This is a genomic window from Rhodococcus sp. MALMAid1271 (assembly GCF_049195265.1).
Lineage (GTDB): Bacteria > Actinomycetota > Actinomycetes > Mycobacteriales > Mycobacteriaceae > Rhodococcoides.
This window is the reverse complement of sequence record NZ_JBMIRQ010000085.1, coordinates 34,300-56,175: the sequence shown is the minus strand read 5'-3', so window position 1 is coordinate 56,175 and position 21,876 is coordinate 34,300. Positions and strand designations below refer to the sequence as shown.

The 21,876-nt window shown below is 64.6% G+C and carries 17 protein-coding genes; 8 read left to right on the top strand and 9 right to left on the bottom strand.

All coding sequences use genetic code 11. The features are described from left to right. Positions 1 to 76 precede the first annotated feature (76 nt). The 5 genes from ACOQFP_RS12665 to ACOQFP_RS12645 all read left to right on the top strand — a co-directional run bounded on the left by ACOQFP_RS12665 (position 77) and on the right by ACOQFP_RS12645 (position 8,109). Positions 77 to 3,508, top strand: a complete 3,432-nt coding sequence (locus ACOQFP_RS12665; RefSeq protein ID WP_421584509.1) for a BTAD domain-containing putative transcriptional regulator — start codon at positions 77 to 79, stop codon at positions 3,506 to 3,508. A 27-nt stretch (positions 3,509 to 3,535) separates the two neighbouring features. Further along, positions 3,536 to 4,942, top strand: coding sequence for an FAD-binding oxidoreductase (locus ACOQFP_RS12660; protein ID WP_421584508.1), 1,407 nt, complete (start codon positions 3,536 to 3,538; stop codon positions 4,940 to 4,942). Between the two features lie 29 nt (positions 4,943 to 4,971). Beyond that, positions 4,972 to 5,517 carry a hypothetical protein gene (locus tag ACOQFP_RS12655; RefSeq protein ID WP_421584507.1) on the top strand — a complete coding sequence of 182 codons (546 nt, stop codon included), beginning with the start codon at positions 4,972 to 4,974 and terminating at the stop codon, positions 5,515 to 5,517. Between the two features lie 134 nt (positions 5,518 to 5,651). After that, complete coding sequence (locus ACOQFP_RS12650) at positions 5,652 to 7,259, top strand: ABC-F family ATP-binding cassette domain-containing protein (protein WP_421584506.1); 1,608 nt, start codon at positions 5,652 to 5,654, stop codon at positions 7,257 to 7,259. A gap of 64 nt (positions 7,260 to 7,323) precedes the next feature. Beyond that, positions 7,324 to 8,109 (top strand): alpha/beta fold hydrolase, encoded by a 786-nt coding sequence (locus tag ACOQFP_RS12645; RefSeq protein ID WP_421584505.1) that lies wholly within the window; start codon positions 7,324 to 7,326, stop codon positions 8,107 to 8,109. Between the two features lie 178 nt (positions 8,110 to 8,287). Here the strand turns inward: ACOQFP_RS12645 and ACOQFP_RS12640 are convergent, their stop codons facing one another. Further along, a complete protein-coding gene (locus tag ACOQFP_RS12640; RefSeq protein ID WP_421584504.1) occupies positions 8,288 to 10,003 on the bottom strand; it encodes an AMP-binding protein in 1,716 nt (571 codons plus the stop codon). A 76-nt stretch (positions 10,004 to 10,079) separates the two neighbouring features. Here ACOQFP_RS12640 and ACOQFP_RS12635 point away from each other — a divergent pair, with 76 nt between their 5' ends. Beyond that, a complete protein-coding gene (locus tag ACOQFP_RS12635; RefSeq protein WP_421584503.1) occupies positions 10,080 to 10,553 on the top strand; it encodes a DUF3995 domain-containing protein in 474 nt (157 codons plus the stop codon). Here ACOQFP_RS12635 and ACOQFP_RS12630 read toward each other — a convergent pair. Genes ACOQFP_RS12630 through ACOQFP_RS12610 form a run of 5 tightly spaced genes read right to left on the bottom strand, consistent with a single transcriptional unit; the run spans position 10,550 to position 15,855 of the window. After that, positions 10,550 to 11,656, bottom strand: coding sequence for an ABC transporter ATP-binding protein (locus ACOQFP_RS12630; RefSeq protein WP_206489726.1), 1,107 nt, complete (start codon positions 11,654 to 11,656; stop codon positions 10,550 to 10,552). The two genes, ACOQFP_RS12635 and ACOQFP_RS12630, sit on opposite strands and share 4 nt — an antisense overlap. Positions 11,657 to 11,667: 11 nt before the next feature. Continuing rightward, the gene (locus ACOQFP_RS12625; RefSeq protein ID WP_206489727.1) at positions 11,668 to 12,537 is read right to left on the bottom strand and encodes a carbohydrate ABC transporter permease; all 870 of its coding nucleotides are present in this window, start codon (positions 12,535 to 12,537) and stop codon (positions 11,668 to 11,670) included. Further along, positions 12,537 to 13,487 (bottom strand): carbohydrate ABC transporter permease, encoded by a 951-nt coding sequence (locus ACOQFP_RS12620; protein WP_206489728.1) that lies wholly within the window; start codon positions 13,485 to 13,487, stop codon positions 12,537 to 12,539. The genes ACOQFP_RS12625 and ACOQFP_RS12620 overlap by 1 nt, the downstream gene beginning before the upstream one ends. Continuing rightward, entirely contained in the window at positions 13,484 to 14,818 is a 1,335-nt protein-coding gene (locus tag ACOQFP_RS12615; RefSeq protein ID WP_206489729.1) for an ABC transporter substrate-binding protein, read from the bottom strand. The genes ACOQFP_RS12620 and ACOQFP_RS12615 overlap by 4 nt, the downstream gene beginning before the upstream one ends. Positions 14,819 to 14,832: 14 nt before the next feature. Next, positions 14,833 to 15,855: a sugar-binding transcriptional regulator gene (locus tag ACOQFP_RS12610; RefSeq protein ID WP_206489730.1), complete on the bottom strand. Its 1,023-nt coding sequence runs from the start codon at positions 15,853 to 15,855 to the stop codon at positions 14,833 to 14,835. Positions 15,856 to 15,969: 114 nt separating this feature from the next. Here ACOQFP_RS12610 and ACOQFP_RS12605 point away from each other — a divergent pair, with 114 nt between their 5' ends. Together ACOQFP_RS12605 and ACOQFP_RS12600 are read left to right on the top strand one after the other, a co-directional pair. After that, positions 15,970 to 16,995, top strand: coding sequence for an NAD(P)-dependent alcohol dehydrogenase (locus ACOQFP_RS12605; protein ID WP_341244270.1), 1,026 nt, complete (start codon positions 15,970 to 15,972; stop codon positions 16,993 to 16,995). Further along, positions 16,992 to 18,467, top strand: coding sequence for a mannitol dehydrogenase family protein (locus ACOQFP_RS12600; RefSeq protein ID WP_421584502.1), 1,476 nt, complete (start codon positions 16,992 to 16,994; stop codon positions 18,465 to 18,467). The genes ACOQFP_RS12605 and ACOQFP_RS12600 overlap by 4 nt, the downstream gene beginning before the upstream one ends. Here ACOQFP_RS12600 and ACOQFP_RS12595 read toward each other — a convergent pair. The 3 genes from ACOQFP_RS12595 to ACOQFP_RS12585 all read right to left on the bottom strand — a co-directional run bounded on the left by ACOQFP_RS12595 (position 18,451) and on the right by ACOQFP_RS12585 (position 21,847). Next, complete coding sequence (locus ACOQFP_RS12595) at positions 18,451 to 19,116, bottom strand: potassium channel family protein (RefSeq protein ID WP_206489732.1); 666 nt, start codon at positions 19,114 to 19,116, stop codon at positions 18,451 to 18,453. The genes ACOQFP_RS12600 and ACOQFP_RS12595 overlap by 17 nt on opposite strands. Continuing rightward, complete coding sequence (locus tag ACOQFP_RS12590) at positions 19,109 to 20,422, bottom strand: TrkH family potassium uptake protein (RefSeq protein ID WP_206489754.1); 1,314 nt, start codon at positions 20,420 to 20,422, stop codon at positions 19,109 to 19,111. The genes ACOQFP_RS12595 and ACOQFP_RS12590 overlap by 8 nt, the downstream gene beginning before the upstream one ends. Before the next feature lie 123 nt (positions 20,423 to 20,545). After that, positions 20,546 to 21,847, bottom strand: coding sequence for a sensor histidine kinase (locus tag ACOQFP_RS12585; RefSeq protein WP_421584501.1), 1,302 nt, complete (start codon positions 21,845 to 21,847; stop codon positions 20,546 to 20,548). Positions 21,848 to 21,876 lie beyond the last annotated feature (29 nt).

The window sequence follows — 21,876 nt, the reverse complement described above, 5'->3', positions numbered from 1 at the left end:
ATCGACCCGCCGTACTTACACTGACGCCGACACACAGTCACTCGACTCGGAACGGCACGTCGGGAGGGGCTAACACATGATCTACCGATTGCTCGGCCCGCTGGAGGTGACAGACCCCGACGGCCACCCGCTCGACCTCGGCCCGCGCAAGCAACGCACTGTGCTCGCCGCCCTGGTGGTCGAGAGCGGGCGGGTCGTATCGACCGATCGATTGATCGACGCCCTGTGGCAGGACAACGTCCCGTCCAGTGCCATGGCGAGCCTGCAGGCCTACATCTCGAACCTGCGGCGTGCGCTACGCGTCGACCCTGCCGCGGCATCGGTCATCGTTCGGCAAGCACCGGGCTACGTGCTCGACATCGACGAGCGCGACATCGACCGCACCGCATTCCTTGCCGATGCCGAAGCAGCGCGCGGACATGTTCAGGCGGCTCGGTGGGAGCAGGCCCTGGTCATGTCCGAACGCGCCCTGAACCAGGTGCGCGGGCCCTTCCTCGAAGACCTTCGCGACGAGCACTGGGTCGAGGTGGAAGCAGCGGCTTTCGAGGAAGTACGCACCGAATGCCGGGAAACCCGAATCACGGCTCTGTTGGCAGCCGGACGTGTGGCACCGGCGTTGGTGGAGGCGGCTGCGCTGTGCCACGAATATCCGCTGCGAGATCGCACCTGCTGGCTGCGCATGCTCTCGTTGCACCGAGCCGGGCGCTCCACCGAGGCATTGCAGACCTTCCGCGATCACGCCGCCCGGCTGGACGAGGAACTCGGGTTGGACGTGGGAACCGAACTCGCCTCACTGCACACCGCCATCCTGCGTCACGATCCGGGGCTGGCGGCATGGCCGCGCCAGCCGGGATGGACGGGCGCGGAACAGCTGTCCATCCCGGACTCGCCTGCCGCCCCGGCCGAGTTCGCCGAGGCAGCACCCGAATCCACGCTGATCGGACGCACCACCGAATCCGAACTGATCGACGCAATGCTCGATCAGGTGCGTGCTGGCGAGAGTCGCTGGCTGGTGTTGACCGGCCCGGCCGGCATCGGCAAGACGCGACTGGCCGAGGAGTGTGACCGTCGCACAGCCGGTGGTGCCGGACGTTCGGTGTGGGCACGATGCCTCGAGGACGAGGGCACCCCGGCCTGGTGGCCGATTCGGCAACTGTTGCGCCAGTTGGGGGTCGACGCCGACAGCATCCTCGTCCCACCTGCTCGGGTCGAACCGGACGAGGCAAGATTTGCGGTCTACGAGCGGGTCTCCTCCGCCGTCGAGGCTGCCGTACAGGGTCTGAGATCGGGATCGGAATCTGCGCTGCTGACCCTGATCGTCGACGATGTCCAGTGGGCCGACACGACCTCCCTGCGATGCCTGATGCACTTGGTCACCGTGGTCCATCGATACCCCGTATGGTTCGTTCTGACGTTGCGCGAGAGCGAGACCGGCCCCGAGGTACACAGACTGGTCGATGCGGTACTGCACGCGCCGGCCAACCGCCACCTCACGGTCGCTCCCCTGGGACCGGCGGAGGTGGACGCACTGGCACGGCGGGTCTCGGGCGAGGCCCTGGAGGCCGAGGAAATTCGCCGTCTCGCCGAGCGCACCGGGGGGAACCCGCTTTTCGTCGCCGAGTACGCGCGCCTACCACGAGACGATCGCCAGAGCAGCCAGATACCTTCTGCCGTCCGTTCGGTACTCGGCCGTCGCCTGAACGCGGTGGAACCGGCTGTACTGCACATACTTCGGGTCGCAGCAGTGATCGGTGACTCCATCGACGTCGGTTTGCTCGCTGCGACTACCGGGATGACCGTCGACACTCTCGCCGACTACCTCGACGACGCCGCCGACGAACGCATCATCGTGGCCGATCCCACCGGCGGCTGCGTCTTCACCCACGGCCTGATGAGAGAGGCAGTGCTGGAGGCAATTCCAGCACTGCGCAGGCAACGCATCCATGCCTCGGTGGCACGGGCCCTGACCGATTCGCACGATGCGGACCGATCCAGCATGCGCGCGCACCATCTGATGGCCGCGCTGCCGATCGTCGATCCTCGAATCGTTCTCTCGGCCTGCACCGATGCAGCGCGCGAAGCGACCGAACGGTGGAGCTCGGAAACGGCGGCGCGGTGGTGGGAGGGCGCAGTCCGGGCATTCGATCTCCTTCCGGCCTCGGAGCAGGTCTCGGACGAGCGAGACGACCTACTGGTGGCACGCGTGGAAGCGCTGGCGCGGGCAGGCCGCGGCCAGACTGTGCTCGATGTCGTCGACGAGTGTCTGCTCGACGCGGTGCGTCAGGGCCGGACGTCGACGGTCGGACGGTTGGCCGCTGCCCTCCTGCGCGCCGCCGGTGCCTGGCCGTGGGTGTCCTACGGGCGCGACCCCGCACCCCTGCTCGGCAGGCTCGCCGGCATGGAACACTTCGTCGAATCCGACGCACCTGCTCACGCGCGTGTGCTGGCGGCCACGGCCGTCGGATTCTGCTATCACCCGGACTCCACGGTGCCCGATGCGCTGAGCCGTCGTGCCCTGGACATCGCGACGGCGACAGGGAACTCCGAGGTGCTCGCCGACGCCCTGTTGGGCCGGATCCTGCTGTTCTCAGGTGTGGCGGAGCACAGCGAGGAATCCCTCGGACTGCTCCGAGAACTGTTCGCGCTCCCTCATCGTCATGCGCCGTTCGACAACGTCATCGCCCATGCCGTGGCGAGCATGACCGAAATGAACCTGGGCGAGGTGGGCAAGGCCACCGATCATCTGCGACGCGGGATCGCCGGGTGCGACCTACTGAGACTGCCAGTGCTGCGAGTCCAATTACGCTGGATGGAAGCAACATTGGCCGCCTGGCACGGAGACTTCGACCACAGTCGTCGGCAGCACGAAACGGCACGCCAGATCCACCTGCAGACCGAGCTGTACACCGCCGGCAGCGCCGGGCTGGCATGGAACTCGCTGGAGTGGGAGTGCGGCAGTCTCGCGAACACCGAGCCGGGGATCGTCGAGCCGCAGTCGTGGACCATTGCCATCGACGCCGCGAACGGCCGCAGAGAGCAAGTGGCACAGTCGATAGCTCGATGGCTGGCCGAGCCCGGGCCGTCGACATGGACAACGCTCGGCCACCGTACCCTCTTGGCGCGCGTTGTCGCCGATCTCGAGCTGGTCCAGTTCGCCGAGGTTTTCGTGGATCTGCTCGAGCCGTTCACCGACCGCATCGCGACGGTCGGGCATGTCGGCTGCATCGGGTCGGTCGCAGAGGCATCGGCACGGCTGCATGCGGTGCTCGGTCGCGCCGATCGAGCCGCCGAGTTGCTCGATCGTGCCGAGGCACTGGCAACCCGTACCGGCAGCCGCCCGACCCTGCTGCGGTGCCGACTGCTTCGAGCGCAGCTGTTGCCACCGTCGACCGCCCGCGCGGATGCAGTGGCCGAGATACTCGCAGAGGCCGAACGAAGCGGCATGCGCGGCCTCGCTGATCAGTTCAAGAATTCTCCAAGCGCGATCGGTCATTGTCGTTCTCGTTGAACCACACGACGAGAAACGGATTCCACCATGACTGTTCACTCCTCCACGATCGACGCTGATATCGACTCGCTGCGCGGCGAACTGACGGGCTCGCTCGCGACGGCAGGCGAACCGGGCTACGAACTCGCGATGCCCTGGAATCTCGCCGTACCCGTGCGACCGCTCGCCGTCGTCGCGGCACGTGACGCGCGCGATGTGGTGAGCACTGTTCGATGTGCCGCACGAACCGGGCTACGGGTGGCTGTCGGCCGCACCGGCCACGGCGCAGTCCCGATCGACGACAACGTTCTGTTCGTCCACACCGGACACCTCGACAGCTGCGTCGTCGACCCCGAAACCCGAACCGCACGGCTCGGCGCAGGCGTGATCTGGCAGGACGTCGTCGACGCCGCAGCACCGCATGGTCTGGCTCCACTGTGCGGATCGTCCACTGCCGTCGGGGTGGTCGGCTTCCTCACCGGTGCGGGCATCGGCCCCCTGGTGCGCACATTCGGTCTGTCCTCCGATCACGTCCTGGCTTTCGAACTGGTTACCGGCGAAGGCGACATCCTGCGCGTCACGGCCGATCAGCACGCCGAACTGTTCTGGGGACTGCGTGGAGGGAAGTCGACTCTCGGCATCGTCACCGCGGTAGAGATCGACCTGATGAAGATCTCGCACTTCTACGGGGGTGCACTGTATTTCAGTGGCTCCGATGCTTCCGCCGTCGCCCATGCCTGGCTGGATCTGTGCGCTGATCTGCCCGAGCACACGTCCACCTCGATGGCGCTGCTTCAGCTACCGGCACTCCCTCAGGTTCCCCCGCCACTGGCCGGCCGCTTCACCGTGGCGATCCGGTTCGCCAGTGTCGCAGAACCGGATGCTGCGCAGGCCCTGCTGGCTCCGATGCGAGCCGTCGCCGCTCCCGTCATCGATGCCGTTGGAGTACTTCCCTATTCGGCCATCGGTGCGGTGCACGCCGATCCGACCGACCCTATGCCGTCGCACGAATTCAGTTGCCTCACCAACCGATTGACCCATGCTGCCGTCGACTCACTACTCGCGGTGGCAGGTCCCGAGTCCGGCTCACCGCAGACGGTGGTGGAACTTCGCCTGCTCGGCGGCGCTCTCGCTCGCGAGCCACAGCACCGAAGCGCCTTCTGCCATCGAGATGCCGCGTTCACGCTCTTCACCGTCGGCGTGCCAGGGCACGGGGCGCTCGACAAACACGCGAGAAAGGTCGAGCAGGCGATGGCCCCGTGGTCGACCGGAGGGGCGCTGCCGAACTTCGCGGCGGGTGTCGAGCCCGAGCGCATTGCGCGGACGTACGACGAGGACACCGTGCACTGGCTCAGCGCTCTCGCCGATGAACACGATCCGTCCGGTGTGCTGCGTGTCGGGCCGGTGGTTCGAGGAATCGGTGGCGCACCCGCCGCCCAAGGTGTAATCATGTAATTACGATTACATCCGAGCTAGGAGCACTCATGAAACCCAACGGACGCTCGTTCGGCCGCCCCGGCGGCTGGCAGCACACAGACATCCCTGATGCCACCGACGCAGGAGAATGGTTCGGCGGCCGACTTCCCGAAAGCTGGTTCGACGGCAAAGCCTCCGTCGAGGTCGACCGCGAGGAGATCGTCGTCATCGGCGAACTGCCCACCGAACAGGACAGTTCACCCGCCGCCACCGAGGGCCGCATCGCTCGCTTCCGGGAGACGACCCGCGGTGACCGCATGCAGATCGCTGCCGAGGCCGAGAAACGCTACGGCCGCAAGGTCGCCTGGGGAGTCCGCAACGATTCCGAGGTCGTCCTGTTCACTCACCTCGCCGTCCCGGTCATGACGCGGCTGCGTCAGCCCGAGCGCCGCGTTCTCGACACCCTCGTCGACGCGGGCGTCGCTCGATCTCGCGCGGATGCACTCGCCTGGGCAGTCAAGCTGGTCGGCGAACACACTCAGGAGTGGCTGGACGAGCTACGTGGGGCGATGGAATCGGTCGACGAACTGCGCAAGAAGGGGCCGAAGATCTAATTCGATTGCGCGAACGTCAGGCTCGGGGTTACCGTTGCCCTTGCCTTGTTGCCCACAGATTCGGAGAGGCCATTGCTCTTCCAAAGGTTCTAGACGCCTGCTGATCGTCCGCATGCACACCTTTGGAGCTCTCGATGCCTCGTCCTTCATCCCTGCCTGTCTCGAACCTGACGTTCACCTGGCCGGGCGGCGATCCCGCCTTCGACGCCCTCTCCGCCATCTTCCCCAGCGGTACAACAGGTCTCATCGGCTCCAACGGTGCCGGAAAGTCCACTCTGTTGAGGTTGATCGCCGGTGAACTGACACCGCAGCGCGGGTCGATCTCGACGCCCGGCGTCCTGGGTTACCTGCGTCAGGACGTCACACTCGATCCCCAGCTTCGCGTGGACTCGGTACTGGCCATCGCCGCCACCCGAGAAGCGTTGCACCGCATCGAATCCGGAACGTCGACCGAGGACGATTTCGCGATCGTCGGAACTGCGTGGGACATCGAAGAACGCGCACTGGCACTGCTGGACAAGCTCGGCCTCGGAGCCATCGTCGGCTCGCTCGATGACCTCGACAGACCAGTAGGCACCCTGTCGGGCGGCGAAGCCATGTTGCTCGCTCTCACCGCACAGTTGCTGGCCGAACCCGAGGTACTGCTACTCGACGAGCCCACCAACAACCTCGATCAGGTTGCACGAGAACGCTTGTACACGGCCGTCGACGGCTACACAGGCGTGCTGATCGTCTGCACTCACGATCTCGAGCTGCTCGAACGCGTCGACGCTATCGCCGAAGTGCGGGCCGAACGCGGCGGGGTCTCGCGGCTGCGCATGTTCGGCGGAAACTACCAGCACTACCGTTCGGTCGTCGACGCGGAACAAGACGCAGCGCGGGCAACCGTCCGTGATGCCAAGAACGACGTCCGCAAGCAGGAACGCGAATTGATCGACACCCGAATCAAACTCGACCGACGTGCGCGCTACGGCAAGAAGATGGAAGAACACAAGCGCGTGCCTCCGATCCTCGCGGGCCGACGCAAGCGAGCAGCACAGGAATCGGCAGGCAAACTGCACGGAACCCACACCGCCCGCCTCGACGACGCCCGATCATCCCTGTCCGCCGCAGAGGACCTCCTGCGCGACGACCGCGAGATACGCGTCGACCTTCCCGCAACAAAAGTCCATCCGGGGCAAGAAGTACTCGCCTGCGGGGACGTCCACATCGTCGGCCCGGAGCGGATCGCTCTGACCGGACCGAACGGCAGCGGCAAGACCACACTGTTGCGCACCCTCGAAGCCGCTGGCGCGGAGGTGCCGTGGAAATACCTGCCGCAGCGACTCGATGTCTTCGACGAATCGCGAACCGTTGCCGACAACGTCGCCGACGTCGCACCGCACGCAACCCCCGAACAGATCCGGGGCCAGCTCGCCAGATTCCTGTTCCGCGGATCCGACGCCGATGCCGTCGTCGCCACTCTCTCCGGTGGCGAACGACTGCGGGCAGCACTGGCCCGAATTCTGCTCGCCGAGCCTGCTCCCAAATTACTGATGCTCGACGAGCCCACCAACAACCTCGACATCGCCAGCCGACAACACCTCATCGATGCACTGAGAACATTCGAGGGTGCACTGATCGTCGCCAGTCACGATCGCCCCTTCCTCGACGCCATCGCTCCCACCCGCACCATCGATCTCAGCCCCACCCTGCCCGCCGAATCCGCCGAAGAAGCGACCGCCCGTGGGGACTCAATGTGACATTTGGTGGCCTTTTCGGGGGTCAATGTCACATTGAGTGGACTCGACGGGCAACAATCGCGGGGTGGAGTACGCCGTGAATGCAGCCGATGGAACCCAGATCGCGTACACGGTGACGGGCTCCGGCCCACCGCTGTTGATGGTGCACGGCAGTTTTCTGACGCATACGATCTGGCGGACGTTCGGCTACGTGAAGGCGCTGCGCGGGAGTCGGCAGCTGATTCTGGTGGACAATCGTGGGCACGGCCGGAGTGCGAAGCCACATACTCCCGAGGCCTACGCGATGGCCGATATCGTCGGCGATCTGACGGCGGTGCTCGATGCGGTGGGCGCGAAGACCGTCGACTACCTCGGGTATTCGTTCGGCGCGCGGGCGGGCCTGGCGTTGACGGCTGCGGCGCCCGAGCGGGTGCGGTCACTGGCGGTCGGCGGCGGGAGCCACGGCGCTCAGGCGGGCGCATTCGATCGCCTGTTCTTTCCCGGTTGCGCGGACGTGTTGGAGCAGGCCGGCATGGACGGCTTTCTCGAGGCGTGGAACGAACACCGCATGTTCCCGGTGGATGCAGGAACGCGAGCGGTGTTTTCCGCCAACGATGCTCAGGCCTTGGCTGCGTACATCCGGGCCTGCGACGCCGATCCCGGACTACCCGAGGAGGTTCTGCAGGGATTCACGCAGCCGTCGCTGTTCTACGTCGGCAGCCAGGACGGCACCAGGCTCGACGACACCCGGGCTGCTGCGGCGTTGGTTCCGAACTCCGAGTTGCATGTCATTCGCGGATTCGATCATTCGACGACGATGGCGGCCTCGGCCGAAGTGCTCGAACTTCTCGAGCGGTTCTGGAGCAACTGACCTCGGTGTCCACAATTCGCCTCGACACTCGGCATCCCGCCTCGCACCGCAAATAGTGGACACCCACGTCACCTACGGCACGCGAAACCCTACGCGCCCGCACCAACGGACCTCAGTGTCCACAATTCGCCTCCGCAATCGGGATCCCGCCTCCCACAGCGAATAGTGGACACTCACGTCACTTCTTCAGTGCAGGAAACTGGTCGTCACGCCACTCGGTGTCCAGCGGCCCGACGGCCGCGTCCTCGCGGGCACGCAGTTCCACTCGGCGAATCTTTCCGGAGATGGTTTTCGGCAGCTCGAAGAACTCGATACGGCGCACTCGCAGAAACGGAGCCAGGTGCTCGCGGGCATACTTCAGGATCTCGAATGCCGTCTCCTCGTTGGGTTCCCAGCCCGATGCCAATGCCACATAGGCTTTGGGCACGGCCAGTCGCGTCTCGTCGGGGGCGGGCACCACGGCGGCCTCGGCCACTGCAGGGTGTTCGATGAGCACGCTTTCGAGCTCGAACGGGGAGATCTTGTAGTCGGAGGCCTTGAACACGTCGTCGGTGCGGCCGACGTAGGTGATGTAGCCCTCGGAGTCCCGCGATGCGACATCGCCGGTGTGGTAGTAGCCGTCGGCCATGACGGCGGCATTGCGTTCGGGGTCACCGAGATAGCCGGTCATCAGGTTGAACGGGTTCTGAGCCAGGTCGAGGCAGATCTCGCCTTCGTCGGCGAGCTCTCCGGTGCCGGGGTCCACGATCACCACCGGCACACCCGGTAGCGGCCGGCCCATCGACCCGGACTTGAGCACCGCGCCAGGTGTATTGGCTACCAGCGCAGTGGTTTCCGTCTGCCCGAATCCGTCGCGGATGTTCAGGCCCCACTCCCGCTGCACCGTGGAGATCACTTCCGGATTGAGCGGCTCACCGGCACCGATGGCCTCACGCAGCGAACCTCCACCACCGGCAAGGTCAGCCTGAATGAGCATGCGCCACACAGTCGGTGGCGCGCAGAACGTCGTCACCTCGGCACGGCGGATCTGCTCGAGCAATCCCTTCGCGTCAAATTTGCCGTAGTTGTAGATGAAAATCGTCGCCTCGGCTATCCACGGCGCGAAGAAGCAACTCCACGCATGCTTGGCCCAGCCCGGCGAGCTGATGTTCAGGTGTACGTCGCCCGGACGAAGGCCGAGGAAGTACATCGTGCTCAGGTGTCCTGCGGGATAGGAGATCTGCGTGTGTTCGACCAGCTTGGGTTTGCTGGTGGTGCCGGAGGTGAAGTACATCAGCAGCCGGTCGGTGGGCGCAGTGACGGACTCGAACGGCCGGGGCTCGACGGAGCGGGCCTCAGAGTAGTCGATCCAGCCGTCGGCCGCCGAGGTTGCGATGCGTAGGTAGTCGCCGGGGACCTCGTCGAATTTGCCGGTGTCCGAGGGGTTCACGATCGCGGCGCGTGCATTGCCACGTACCACGCGATCGGTCAGATCACTCGATCCGATGGCGGTGGTGGTCGGCATCAGTACCGCACCGAGCTTCATCACCGCGAGCATCGATTCCCACAGTTCCACCTGGTTGCCGAGCATCAGGATCACCGAGTCGCCGCGGCCGATTCCCTGCTGTTCGAGCCAGCGAGCAACCTGGTCGGAGCGGCGCGCGATGTCGTCGAAGCTGTATTTGGCCTCGCTGCCGTCCTCTTCGACGATCCACAGCGCGGTAGCGTCGTTGCCGCGGGCGATCGCGTCGTACCAATCGATCGCCCAGTTGAACGTCTCACCGAACGACGGCCAGTCGAAAGTCGCTACTGCGCGGTCGTACTCGCCGTACGTGTCGAGCAGTAGATCGCGCGCGTTCCTGAACGCCGTGTACGCCGACTCGACCATGTTGCCTCCTACGCCTGTGATGCCCATCACTGCCACGCTAGGGAATCTCGGACACGCCCGCTACCCCTGAATGGGGGGCCTAGATCCGCTACCCTGGCGCACCGTGGCCATCAGATACTTCGCGATCGCATGCGCATTGGGGATAGTCCACGCCGCGTTTTCCGCCTATTGGGCCGCAGGTGGGCGTTGGATGCTCGATACCGTCGGTGCCTTCGCGACGGAGTGGGTCGACACCGAACCGGCGACCGCGAAGACCGCACTGCTGGTGCTCGCGCTCGTCAAGCTTGCCGCGGCGATTCTGCCCGCCCTTGCATACATGAACAAGCCGCGCCTGACAGCACAGAGCCGGGCCAGGGTGGCGTCGCTGATTCTCGGCATTTCCTGGCCCGGCTCGGTGCTGCTGATCGCGTGGGGTGGATTGTCGTTCTTCGGTGCGGTGATCGGCCTGATCGCCTCGGACGAGAACCGCAGCGTCAAATTCGGACACCTGCTCTTCGACGGCATCTTCCTGCTCTGGGGGGCCTCGCTACTGACGGCCCTGATCCTCGCCCGAAGAACCGCAGGTGAGCCCCGCTAGATCCGCTCCCCCGTCTCCGGGTGGAAAAGATGAATCGGACCATCGAGACGCGTCAGGCCGATGCTCTCGCCGATCTTCGCCGGTGCCCGCACTGCCGAACGGGCGACGAGCGAAACCGGACCGCCGTCGAGACCCCGGACCTTCGGATCGTCCAGGTGCGCATAGAGGTACGACTCGCTGCCGAGTTCCTCGATCAGATCGACCTTGCCCTCGAAGCCCTCACCACTGCCGTGCACGATGCCGAGCTGCTCCGGACGGAGCCCGACGGTGACGTCGTCGAGACCGAGGCTCGCGAGCTTGGTCAGTTCGTCGCGCTCGAGCGGGAGCAGGAACTTGCCGATCTGCACACCACCCGAGCCGATGGGTACCGTCATCAGGTTCATCGCCGGTGAGCCGATGAAGCCGGCGACGAAGGCGTTGACCGGCTTGTCGTACAGGTCTGTCGGCGACGCGAATTGCTGGAGCTTGCCGCCGCGAAGTACGGCTACGCGGTCACCCATGGTCATGGCCTCGACCTGATCGTGGGTGACGTAGACGGTGGTGGTGCCGAGCCTGCGCTGCAGCGCAGCGATCTGCGTACGCGTCTGCACGCGCAGTTTCGCATCCAGGTTGGACAGCGGCTCGTCCATGCAGAACACCTGCGGCTCGCGAACGATGGCGCGTCCCATGGCAACTCGCTGACGCTGACCACCCGAGAGCTTGCCGGGCTTGCGGTCGAGGTATTCGGTGAGGTCGAGGATCTTCGCGGCCTCGGCCACCTTCTTCGTCCGCTCTTCGAGCGAGATGCCGCGCATCTTGAGCGCGAATCCCATGTTCTCCCCGACGGTTTTGTTGGGGTAGAGCGCGTAGTTCTGGAACACCATCGCGATATCGCGGTCCTTGGACGGAACACCCACCATGTTCTTGCCGCCGATTTCGATGGCACCGCCGTCGATCTCCTCGAGTCCTGCGAGCATCCGCAGGGCGGTGGATTTGCCGGAGCCGGAAGGGCCGACGAGTACGACGAATTCGCCGTCCTGGATGTCGAGGTCGAGTGAATCGACGGCGAGCTTGTCGGCACCTTCGTAGACGCAGGACGCTTTCTTGTACGTGATTGCAGCCATGAGACTTTCTCCTATTTGATGGCGCCGAAGGACAGGCCGCGCACGAGCTTGTTCTGCGCGAACCATCCGGCAAGGACGACGGGGAGGGCTGCGAATGTCGCAGCAGCGGACAGTTGGGCCCAGTACAGGCCCTGGCCGGTGATGAATCCGACGAGATACACCGGAATCGTCTGGGCCTGAACGGCGGTGAGGTTGACGGCGAAGAAGAACTCGTTCCACGAGAAGATCACACAGATCAACGACGTGGCCGCGATGCCAGGCGAGACGAGCGGCAGGATCACCTCGCGTACCGATGTCCACAGTGATGCGCCGTCCATGCTCGCGGCCTCGAGCAGTTCGCTCGGCACCTCGAGGAAGAACGAACGCATCATCCATACGGCGATCGGCAGATTCATCGCGGTGTACAGCACCACCAAGGTCCAGATGTTGTCCAACATGCCGATGTCGCCGACGATGACGTACAGCGGCACGATCGCCGCGACCACGGGGAGCATCTTGGTGGAGATGAAGAAGAACAGCACGTCCTTGGTCTTCTTCACCGGACGCAGCGACAGTGCGAACGCTGCCGGAACACCCAGCAGCAGAACGAAGATCGTCGAGACGATCGTCGCGAATGCCGAGTTCAGCAGAGTTGTCCCGATGCCGCTCTCGAGCACGCCGCGGTATTGATCGAGGGTCGGAGTGAAGAACAGCTTGGGCGGGTCCGAGTAGGCGTCGGCCTCCTGTTTGAAGCCGGTGAGAACCATCCACAGCACCGGGAAGAAGAAGGTGATACCCGCGACCCAGGCCACGAGAGACCAGATCGATCCCGGTCCCCACTTGCTCTTGCGCTTGATCGGCGCGGCGTCGGTGTCGGTTCTGTCCACAGTTGCGGTGCTCATCACGCAGCCTCCTCGGTTCCGCTGAAGCTCTTGAAGATCAGTCTCAGCGCCAGGGTGCTGACGATGATGGTGGCGACGACGGTGACGACGCCCATGGCTGCGGCCTGGCCGATGTCGAAGCCGAGGAACGCGCGCTGATAGATGTAGAACGGTAGGTTCGCGCTGGCCACACCAGGCCCGCCCGAGGTCATCATGTAGACGGCATCGAAGGTGTTGACGAGATAGATCGCTCCGAGCACTGCACCGAGTTCGATGAATCGGCGCAGGTGCGGCAACGTGAGTTCACGGAAGAGCTTGATCGGGCCCGCACCGTCGACCCGCGCAGCCTCGGCTATGTCCTTGGGCATGGACTGCAGACCCGCGAGGATGAGCAGCATCATGAACGGAGTCCACTGCCAGATCAGGTTCGCCATGACCGCGGGCAGTGGGAAGCGCGAGACCCAGTCGATCTGATCGACGCCGAACGGACTGAGCGCGAAATTGATCAGGCCGAATACCGGATCGAACATCGTGGTCTTCCAGATCAACGCTCCCGCGACCGGGGTGATCAGGAAGGGGGTGATCAGCAGTGTTCGGATGAGGCTGCGGCCGATGAACTTTCGATCCAGCAGCAGCGCCAGGAACAGCCCGAGAACCACCGAGATGATGACGGTTCCGACGATCATGATCACCGTGTTGAGGGCGACTTCACGGAACTGGCTGTCTCGGAAGACCGCGACATAGTTGTTGAGCCCGTTGAACCTCTGCGAACCCGGCCGGACGAGGTTCCACGACTGCGTCGAGTAGTACAGCGTGAACAGGAACGGAACCTGAGTGACGAGAATGGCGAACACCATGGCGGGCAGCAGCGGGCCGCGGCGTCGCCAGCCTTCTGCCTTCGAGACAGTTCTGGTTCTCGGTACGAACTCTTCGGAATCGGCCTGCGCCGATCGCGTTTCGGTGGTGGTCATCCCTGGCCCTCCTGGTACGTCTTGCCGACCACTTCGGCGTACTGCTGCGCTTGGTCGAGCGCGTCCTGGACGCTGATTCGTCCTGCCACTGCTGCGCTGATCTGTTGGCTGACGCGGGTTCCCAGGTCCTGGAACTCGGGAATGGTCAGGAATTGCACTCCGGTGTAGGGAACCGGATCAACGGTCGGATTGTTCGGGTCTGCACCGTTGATCGAATCCAGGGTCACCTGGCCGTAGGCCGCGGATGCTTCCTTGTACTCGGGGATCTCGTAGGTGGACAGGCGGCTGCCGGGAGGCACGCGCTCCCAGCCCAATTCGTTGCCCACCTTCTTCAGGTACTCCTTGCTGGTCATCCACGAGACGAACTTCCATGCGTCGTCCGGATGCTCGGTGGTCTTCGGAATGCCGAGCGCCCATGAGTACAGCCAGCCGTTGTCGCCTTTGACCGCCGACGGCGCCTTGGCGTATCCGATCTTGCCGACGACATTGCTCGAGGTGGGGTCCTCCAACACCGACACCGCGGACGTTGCGTCGTACCACATCGCGGTATTTCCCTGCGAGAGCTGCGTGCCGCATTCACTGAATCCACTTGTGGCAGCGCCGGCTTGCCCGTGCTCGCGAACCAGGTCGACGTAGAACTGCACGGCCTGCTCGACCTGCGGGCTGGTGAGCTGCGCATTCCAGTTCTCGTCGTACCACCGTCCGCCAAAGGCATTGATGACGGTGTCGAGCGGTGCCAGCACCTCACCCCAACCGGGCTTGCCGCGCAAGCAGATGCCCGAGACACCGGGACTGTCGAGCTTGGCTGCAGCATCGGCGACCTGCTGCCAGGTCGGCTCTTCCGGCATCGTGATACCCGCGGCTTCCATCAAGTCCTTGCGGTACATCAGGAACGACGACTCGCCGTAGAACGGAACCGAGTACATGTCGCCCTCGTAGGACAACGACTCCTTCAACGTCGGAATGAAGTCGTCCTGGTCGTAGCCCGGTGTGGCATCGGCATATTCGGACAGGTTGGTCAGCCACCCGTTCTCGGCCCACTGCGGGGTCTCGAAGTTGCTGATCATCACCACATCGAACTCGCCGCCACCTGTGGCCACCGAGGCCGTGATCTTGGCGCGTGCTTCGTTCTCCGACAGCGACACGAACTTCAGATTGATGCCCGGATTCTCCGCCTCGAATTCCGGAGCGAGGGAAATGGCGTCGGACATCTGCGAATTCGAGACGATCGCAACGGTGATCGTCGTGCCGTCACCGCCACCTCCGAACGAGCCTGCTCCGGCACATCCGGACAGTACCAAGGTCGTCGCGAGCGAGGCCGCGACAGCCACTTTCGGTAATATCCTCACTGAGCTACCTTTCCGTTCGTTGCTGCGGCCTGCGCCACAAGCCAACGTGCACTTTCGATATCGGTCACCAAGATCGAGGCGAGTCCACCGCGCAGCGCACCGAGCAGCGCCTCGTGTTTGCGCTGTCCGCCGGTGACGAGCACAGCCCGCTCGCACGCTCTGATGGCGTCGAGCCCCACCGACACGGTTCGACCCGGGAGCGATCCCCCGGTGTCGTTACCGTCGGCGTCGTAGAACCGTCCGCCGATCTCGCCGACCGCACCGAGCCTGCGCAGTTCGTCGAGCACTTCGAGGTCGATGAAGCTGCCCTCGAACAATGTGGTGGACGTGGAAACGGGACCGATGCCGTACATCATCACGTCGGCATCGGTCCCGGCTTTGAGGGCGCGCGAGATCACGGAATCCTGCTCGAGTGCAACCACTGTCGCCTGATCTGCGTACAGCGGCGCGTTGAGCCTGATGGGTGTCGCCTGCAGATAGGCGGCGCACCGTCCGAGTGTGTACTCGACGCCGGTTTGATAGTCGGCCGAGGTGATGGAGCCGTCGAGCTGCACCACCGCAGTACATTTGGTGGACCGCGTCTTGAGCGAACCGGCCACTGCAACCGTCTCCGGGCCCCAGGTGAATCCGAGAACGTCCTGGTCCTTGAGCCGTCGTGACAGCAGTGTCGCCGCGGCCCGGCCCAGGGATCCGTAGCCGGAGTCCGTGCCGTCGATGACATCCGAGACCACAAGCACCTCGGTGAGCCCGTACTGCGCTTCGAGTTCGCGCTCGACCTCGGCGTGCACGGTGCCCTGCAGATCGTCGGGGACGTTGATCTCGATCGTCACCAACCCCTGCGTTCGAGCACGCGCGACGAGCCGACCCGCAGTGGGACGCGAGACACCCAACTTCAGGGCGATCTCCGCCTGCGTCGCACCCTCGAGGTGATACATGGTTGCGGCCCGCAGGGCCAGGCGGAGGTCCTCGCTGGACCGGGAGGACTGTGCCCCGCCGCCACCGGACGCTGATCCGGCCATGTGTACCTCCTTGCGTGAGCAGATGCTCAGCTCGTGTTCATCTGCTCACTAAGGTAACATTAAGGTGTGATCTACACAACACCCCCTCACACGCAGCGAGCTGTGCCACAGTCCATGCAGGCCAGCGTGCTCACCCGAGCGCACGAGATACACACCGAGGACCGACCCGTACCCACCCCCGCCCACGACGAGGTTCTCGTCCAGGTCACGGCCGTCGGAGTCTGTGGTTCCGATGCCCACTACTACCGCGAAGGACGGATCGGCGACTACGTCGTCGACGGTCCCCTCGTCCTCGGTCACGAGGCGGCGGGCGTTGTCGTCGCGGTGGGCTCCGGGGTCTCCGAGACCCGCATCGGGCAACGCGTGTCCATCGAGCCGCAGCGGCCCGATCCCACCAGCGCCCAATCTCGCGCCGGCCGCTACAACCTGTGCCCGGCCATGGAATTCTTCGCGACGCCGCCCATCGACGGCGCGTTGGCGGAGTACGTGCTCATCCAATCGACGTTCGCGCACGAGGTTCCCGACACCATCACCGACGAGGCCGCGGCGCTGTTCGAGCCGCTGTCCGTGGGCATCGCGTCGGCGCAGAAGGCAGCGATCTCGCCGGGATCGAGCGTGCTGATCGCGGGCGCAGGACCCGTCGGGCTCGTCACCGCGCAGGTCGCTCGCGCGTTCGGAGCCACCGAGGTGATCGTCACCGACCTCGACGCCTCCCGCCGAGCCAATGCGGAGAGATTCGGAGCCACCCGGGTGCTCGACCCCACGACCGAGGACGTACGCACCCTGACTGTCGACGCGTTCATCGACGCCTCCGGTGCCGCCCGGGCAGTGGTGGACGGCATTCACGCGGTTCGACCCGCAGGTAGCGTGGTGCTCGTCGGCATGGGCGGATCCGACTACCCACTGCCGATCTCGGTGATCCAGAACCGAGAGTTGCTGCTCACCGGGGTTTTTCGATACGCCAACACGTGGCCCGTCGCGCGCGCCCTGGTGGAGTCGGGCATGGTGGATCTCGACGCGATGGTCACCTCTCGATTCGGACTCGATCGCGTCGAGGACGCACTGAACGCCGACAAGCTGCCCGGAAGCATCAAAGCTGTTGTGATACCTGGTTTTCGAGAAGATGGAGACAATGCATGAAACTTCGGACGAACAGTCTCTCAGAGATCCATTCCGATGTGGAGGTACCGACCTACGATCGCGCAGCGGTCACCACCGGAATCGTGCACTTCGGCGTCGGCGGCTTCCACCGCGCACACCAGGCGATGTACGTGGATCGGCTGCTCGCGCGCGGCGAGGCGTCGGACTGGGGCATCTGCGGGGTGGGCGTGTTGCCGCACGATCGAAAGATGAAAGAGGTGATGGATGAACAGGACTGCCTGTACACCCTCGCTCTCAAGCACTCCGACGGCACCTGGGAAACGCGTGTCATCGGGTCGATAGTGGAATATCTGTTCGCCCCCGAGGATTCGGAAGCGGTGATCGAGAAGATGGCGTCCGAGGCGGTGAAGATCGTCTCGCTCACCATCACCGAGGGTGGATACAACTTCTCCGCGACCACCGGCGAGTTCGATACCGAGAATCCGGCGATCGTCGCCGACCTGGCCGACGGTGCCGTTCCGGCAACCACTTTCGGACTCGTGGTCGAGGCGTTGGCGCGGCGGAAGGATCGTGGCATGACACCGTTCACGATCATGTCCTGTGACAACATCGAAGGCAACGGTCACATCGCGAAGTCGACGTTCATCACGTTCGCTCGTCTGAAGAACTCGGAACTCGCAGACTGGATCGAGGCCGAGGCCACGTTCCCGAACTCCATGGTCGACCGAATCACCCCGGTGACCACTCCCGAAGTGATGCAAGAACTTTCCGACCGCTACGGCATCGAGGACGCCTGGCCGGTAGCGGCCGAACCGTTCACTCAGTGGGCACTGGAGGATTCGTTCACGCTCGGTCGACCGCAGTTCGAGAATGTGGGCGTCCAGGTGGTCGAGGACGTCACGCCGTACGAGCTGATGAAACTACGACTGCTCAATGCCAGCCATCAGGCCCTGGCGTACTTCGGGTACCTCAGTGGTTACCGACTCGTGCACGAGGTCTGCCAGGACTCGCTGTTCTCCGAATTCCTGCTCGCATACATGGACGAGGAGGCGACGCCGACGCTGCAGCCCGTCCCCGGCATCGATCTGGCCGAGTACAAGCAGACGCTGATAGAGCGGTTCTCCAACCCGGAGATCCGCGATACCGTGGCGCGACTGTGCGCCGAGTCCTCGGATCGAATTCCCAAGTGGCTCTTGCCTGTGATCCGGAAGAATCTCGACACCGGTGGGGAGATCTCGCGGTCCACCGCCGTGGTGGCCAGCTGGGCACGGTACGCCGAAGCCGTCGACGAATCCGGCGAACCGATCGAGATCGTCGACCAGTTGAAAGACTCGCTGGTGCCGATCGCGCAGAGTCAGCGCGAGAATCCGACGGCGTTCATCGCCAATCGCGCGGTGTTCGGGGACTTGATCGACAACGAGCGATTCGTCGCCGAGTACACGAAACAGCTTGCATCGCTGCACGAGAACGGTGCGCGAGCCACCCTGGAGGCGCTCAGGTCAGCTCACTGAATCGTTCGGTGTCGCGGACCTGACCGGACACGATGACGGTATCGCCCGCGGCGATGATGGTGTCGGCTGTGGCGTAGGTGAATCCTTCGCCCGGTCGTTTCACCGCAACGACGGTGACCCGATACTTGGTGCGAATCACGCTCTCGCCCAGTTTTCTTCCGATTATCGATTCCGGCGGCGAGGTCTTGACCATCGCGAAACCGTCGTCGAACTCGATGTAGTCCATCATCCGCCCGCGGACCAGGTGCGCGACGCGTTTGCCCATGTCGTGCTCGGGCCGCACCACGTGGTGGACGCCGATCTGGTTGAGGATCTTGGCATGAGCGTTGCTGATCGCCTTGGCCCAGATGTTCGATACCGAAAGGTTGATCAGCGCGGAGGCTGTCAGCAAGCTGGCCTCCAGATCGGATCCGATGCCCACGACAGCGCGGTCGTACTCGTGCACCGACAGTTGCCGCAGCGACTCCTCGTCGGTGGTGTCGGCCACGGCCGCATGAGTGAGCCGATCCGAAACCCGTTGCACCACAGCTTCGTCGGTGTCGATGCCCAGGACCTCGACGCCTTGGCCCATCAGTTCCAGTGCCAGCGACTTGCCGAATCGGCCGAGACCGAGGACGACGACGACGTCGGAGGACGGTTTCTTAGCCAATGAACGGCCTTTCCGTGGGGAGCGTGTAGCGCCGCCCGCGGTCGCGGGCGGCGAGGGCACTGACCAGCGTGATAGAACCGATGCGGCCCAGATACATCAGGACGATCAAGATCACCTGGCCCCAGCCGGGTAACTGAGCGGTGATCCCGGTGGACAGTCCCACCGTGGCGAACGCCGAGACCACCTCGAACAGCAGTGCATCGAGATCGAACTCGGTGCCTGCCAGCAACGCCAGGACCGGCACCATGACCAGCGCGACCCCGATCAGCGCGACGGTCAGCGCCTGGCGCTGTACGCGCGTGTCGATCCGACGATCGAATGCCGTCACCTCGCGGTCACCTCGAATCTCGGCCAGGATCACGAACAGCAGAAGCGCGAAGGTCGTCACCTTGATGCCGCCTGCCGTGCCGCCGCTGCCACCACCGATGAACATCAGAACGTCGGTGATCAGCAAGGTCCCGTTGTCCACGTCCGCGTAGTCGACGCTGTTGAATCCTGCGGTTCGGGGCATGGTGCCCTGGAATGTCGCGACGAGCATCTTGTGCCACAAACCGAACCCGCCCAGAGTCCGCGACCACTCGAGGGCCAACACCGCGGCGGGACCGAGGACCAGCAGCACGGCGGTGACGGTCAGCGTCATCCGGGTGTGCAGTGACCAGCGTCGACGCGATCGGTGACCGCGTGCCCGAGTCCGGACTCGGCGACCGATCTCGAACAGAACAGGGAATCCGATGCCGCCCAACACGACCGCCGTCATGAGTGGGACGCAGATCCACGGGTCGGTGGCGAAACCGATCATGCTGTCGCTGAACAGGGCGAAGCCGGCGTTGTTGAAGGCCGAGACGGCGTGGAAGATCCCCAACCAGACTGCGCGACCGAGCGGCTCGTCGTAGCCGATGGCAAAGCGGGCCGCCAAGCAGATCGCGACGAGACTCTCGATGATCAGGCTGGTGCGGAATACGCCGACGACGACGCTCCTGACGTCTCCCAGCCCCGAGGTGCGTACCTCGGCGGCGGCATTGAGTCTGCCGCGCAAACCGATTCGGTCGGCCAGAAACAATCCGACCAGGGACGCGATCGTCATGATCCCGAACCCGCCGATCTGGATCAGGGCCAGGATGATCCCCTGCCCGAAGCCCGACCAGTACACCGGGGTGTCCACCACGATCAGACCCGTCAAACTGACAGCCGAGGTGGAGGTGAACAACGCCTGCAGAAATCCGGCCTCGCTCCCGGACTGGGTGGAGCCCGGAATCATCAGCACGCCCGCTCCGAGCACGATGGCCAGTGCGAAACCCGCCGCCATCACCCGAACCGGCGTCGGTCGGAAGCTCGCAGTCCATCGCGATCTCGGGTGAGCGTCTGTCACCTGCGAAACCCTACTGTGCGCTCTCGCGGTGGTGTGCGCGAGTGCCGCATGCGTCGACCCTCACGTGGGAAGTCGAATCTCGAATCGAGCTCCGCCGGCCGGGGAATCGGTCACTCGCACGCTGCCGCCATGGGCGGACACGGTATCGGCGACGATGGCCAGACCGAGGCCTGCACCGCCCTCGTCCCGCGCCCGTGACGAGTCGAGCCGAACGAAACGATCGAACACGCGTGTTCGATCTGCCATCGACACACCCGGACCGTCGTCGTCGATGGAGACCACAGCGTCGTCACCGGACATCGAGCAGGACAACACTATTCGTGTTCTCGCATGCCGAACGGCGTTGTCGACGACATTGCGCACCATTCGGGCAAGCGCCGAGGGGTCTCCGCTGACTCGAACGGGTACTATGGACAACTCCGTCACCACACCGGACGTGGCCTGGACCCGTTTGGCCTCCTCGTACAACAGATCCTCCAGATCGACATCGCCGTAGGCGGCAGCGGTGTCGATCTCGTCGGACCGCGCAAGAACCAACAGGTCCTCGATGAGCTGCCGCATCCGTCGAACCTCGGGAAGCAGGGAGTCGTTCAACAGCGCCGCATCACGCAATTCAGGTCGCGTCTCGGCCAGTTCCAACGCCGCCGTGATCGTGGCCAGTGGGCTGCGCAATTCGTGGGAGGCATCGCTGACGAAACGCTGCTGAGCACGTTGCCCGTCTTCGAGGCGCTCGAGCATATGGTTCATCGTCAGTGCGAGCCGAGCGATCTCGTCGCGAGTATCGGGAACCGGAACCCGTTCGGTCAATCGAGCTCCCGAGATCGACGCGACCCTGGCCCGGATGCTCTCGACGGGGCTCAAGGCCGCACCCACCAGCCGGTACGTGGCGAAAGCGACGAGCGCGACAACGAAGGGACCGACCGCGGCCAGCAGAAGCGCAACCGTGGACACCACCTTCTCCACCGGTTCCCGGTCGGCACCGACCACGACGGTCGCCTGTCCCCGAGGCGAGGACAGTCCCGCCGCGGTCACCCAGTAGTCACCGATCCCGGGAACGGAGATACGTCCGAGATCCTGCACCTCCGACGGGGAAACCTGCTGCGTCGTCAGGGGCGTGGCCGCATCGCCCGGCGAGGACGTCAACACCTTCCCCGATGCGTCGACCACCTGCACGATCCCTACCTGCCCGTCGGTCGCCAGCAGAGAGTTCTCCACGCGTGGCCCGTTCTCGTCGCGGTCGCCGGTTCCCCATTGCGCAGCGATCAGAGCCACGCGAGCGGCCGCAGCCGAACGTGCCGAGTCCTCGAGCGAGGTGTAGAGAACACCCAGCAGCGCACCGCCGACCGCACGCGGACAGTCCACGATCGGGGACGAAGCAGATCTCGGCCGAG

Coding starts and splice junctions, on each gene's coding strand:
- ACOQFP_RS12660 (WP_421584508.1), top strand. CDS start 3,536: ATGACTGTTCACTCCTCCACGATCGACGCTGATATCGACTCGCTGCGC.
- ACOQFP_RS12665 (WP_421584509.1), top strand. CDS start 77: ATGATCTACCGATTGCTCGGCCCGCTGGAGGTGACAGACCCCGACGGC.
- ACOQFP_RS12610 (WP_206489730.1), bottom strand. CDS start 15,855: ATGGCCGGATCAGCGTCCGGTGGCGGCGGGGCACAGTCCTCCCGGTCC.
- ACOQFP_RS12655 (WP_421584507.1), top strand. CDS start 4,972: ATGAAACCCAACGGACGCTCGTTCGGCCGCCCCGGCGGCTGGCAGCAC.
- ACOQFP_RS12605 (WP_341244270.1), top strand. CDS start 15,970: ATGCAGGCCAGCGTGCTCACCCGAGCGCACGAGATACACACCGAGGAC.
- ACOQFP_RS12630 (WP_206489726.1), bottom strand. CDS start 11,656: ATGGCTGCAATCACGTACAAGAAAGCGTCCTGCGTCTACGAAGGTGCC.
- ACOQFP_RS12640 (WP_421584504.1), bottom strand. CDS start 10,003: ATGGGCATCACAGGCGTAGGAGGCAACATGGTCGAGTCGGCGTACACG.
- ACOQFP_RS12590 (WP_206489754.1), bottom strand. CDS start 20,422: ATGGCGGCGGGTTTCGCACTGGCCATCGTGCTCGGAGCGGGCGTGCTG.
- ACOQFP_RS12625 (WP_206489727.1), bottom strand. CDS start 12,537: ATGAGCACCGCAACTGTGGACAGAACCGACACCGACGCCGCGCCGATC.
- ACOQFP_RS12650 (WP_421584506.1), top strand. CDS start 5,652: ATGCCTCGTCCTTCATCCCTGCCTGTCTCGAACCTGACGTTCACCTGG.
- ACOQFP_RS12600 (WP_421584502.1), top strand. CDS start 16,992: ATGAAACTTCGGACGAACAGTCTCTCAGAGATCCATTCCGATGTGGAG.
- ACOQFP_RS12620 (WP_206489728.1), bottom strand. CDS start 13,487: ATGACCACCACCGAAACGCGATCGGCGCAGGCCGATTCCGAAGAGTTC.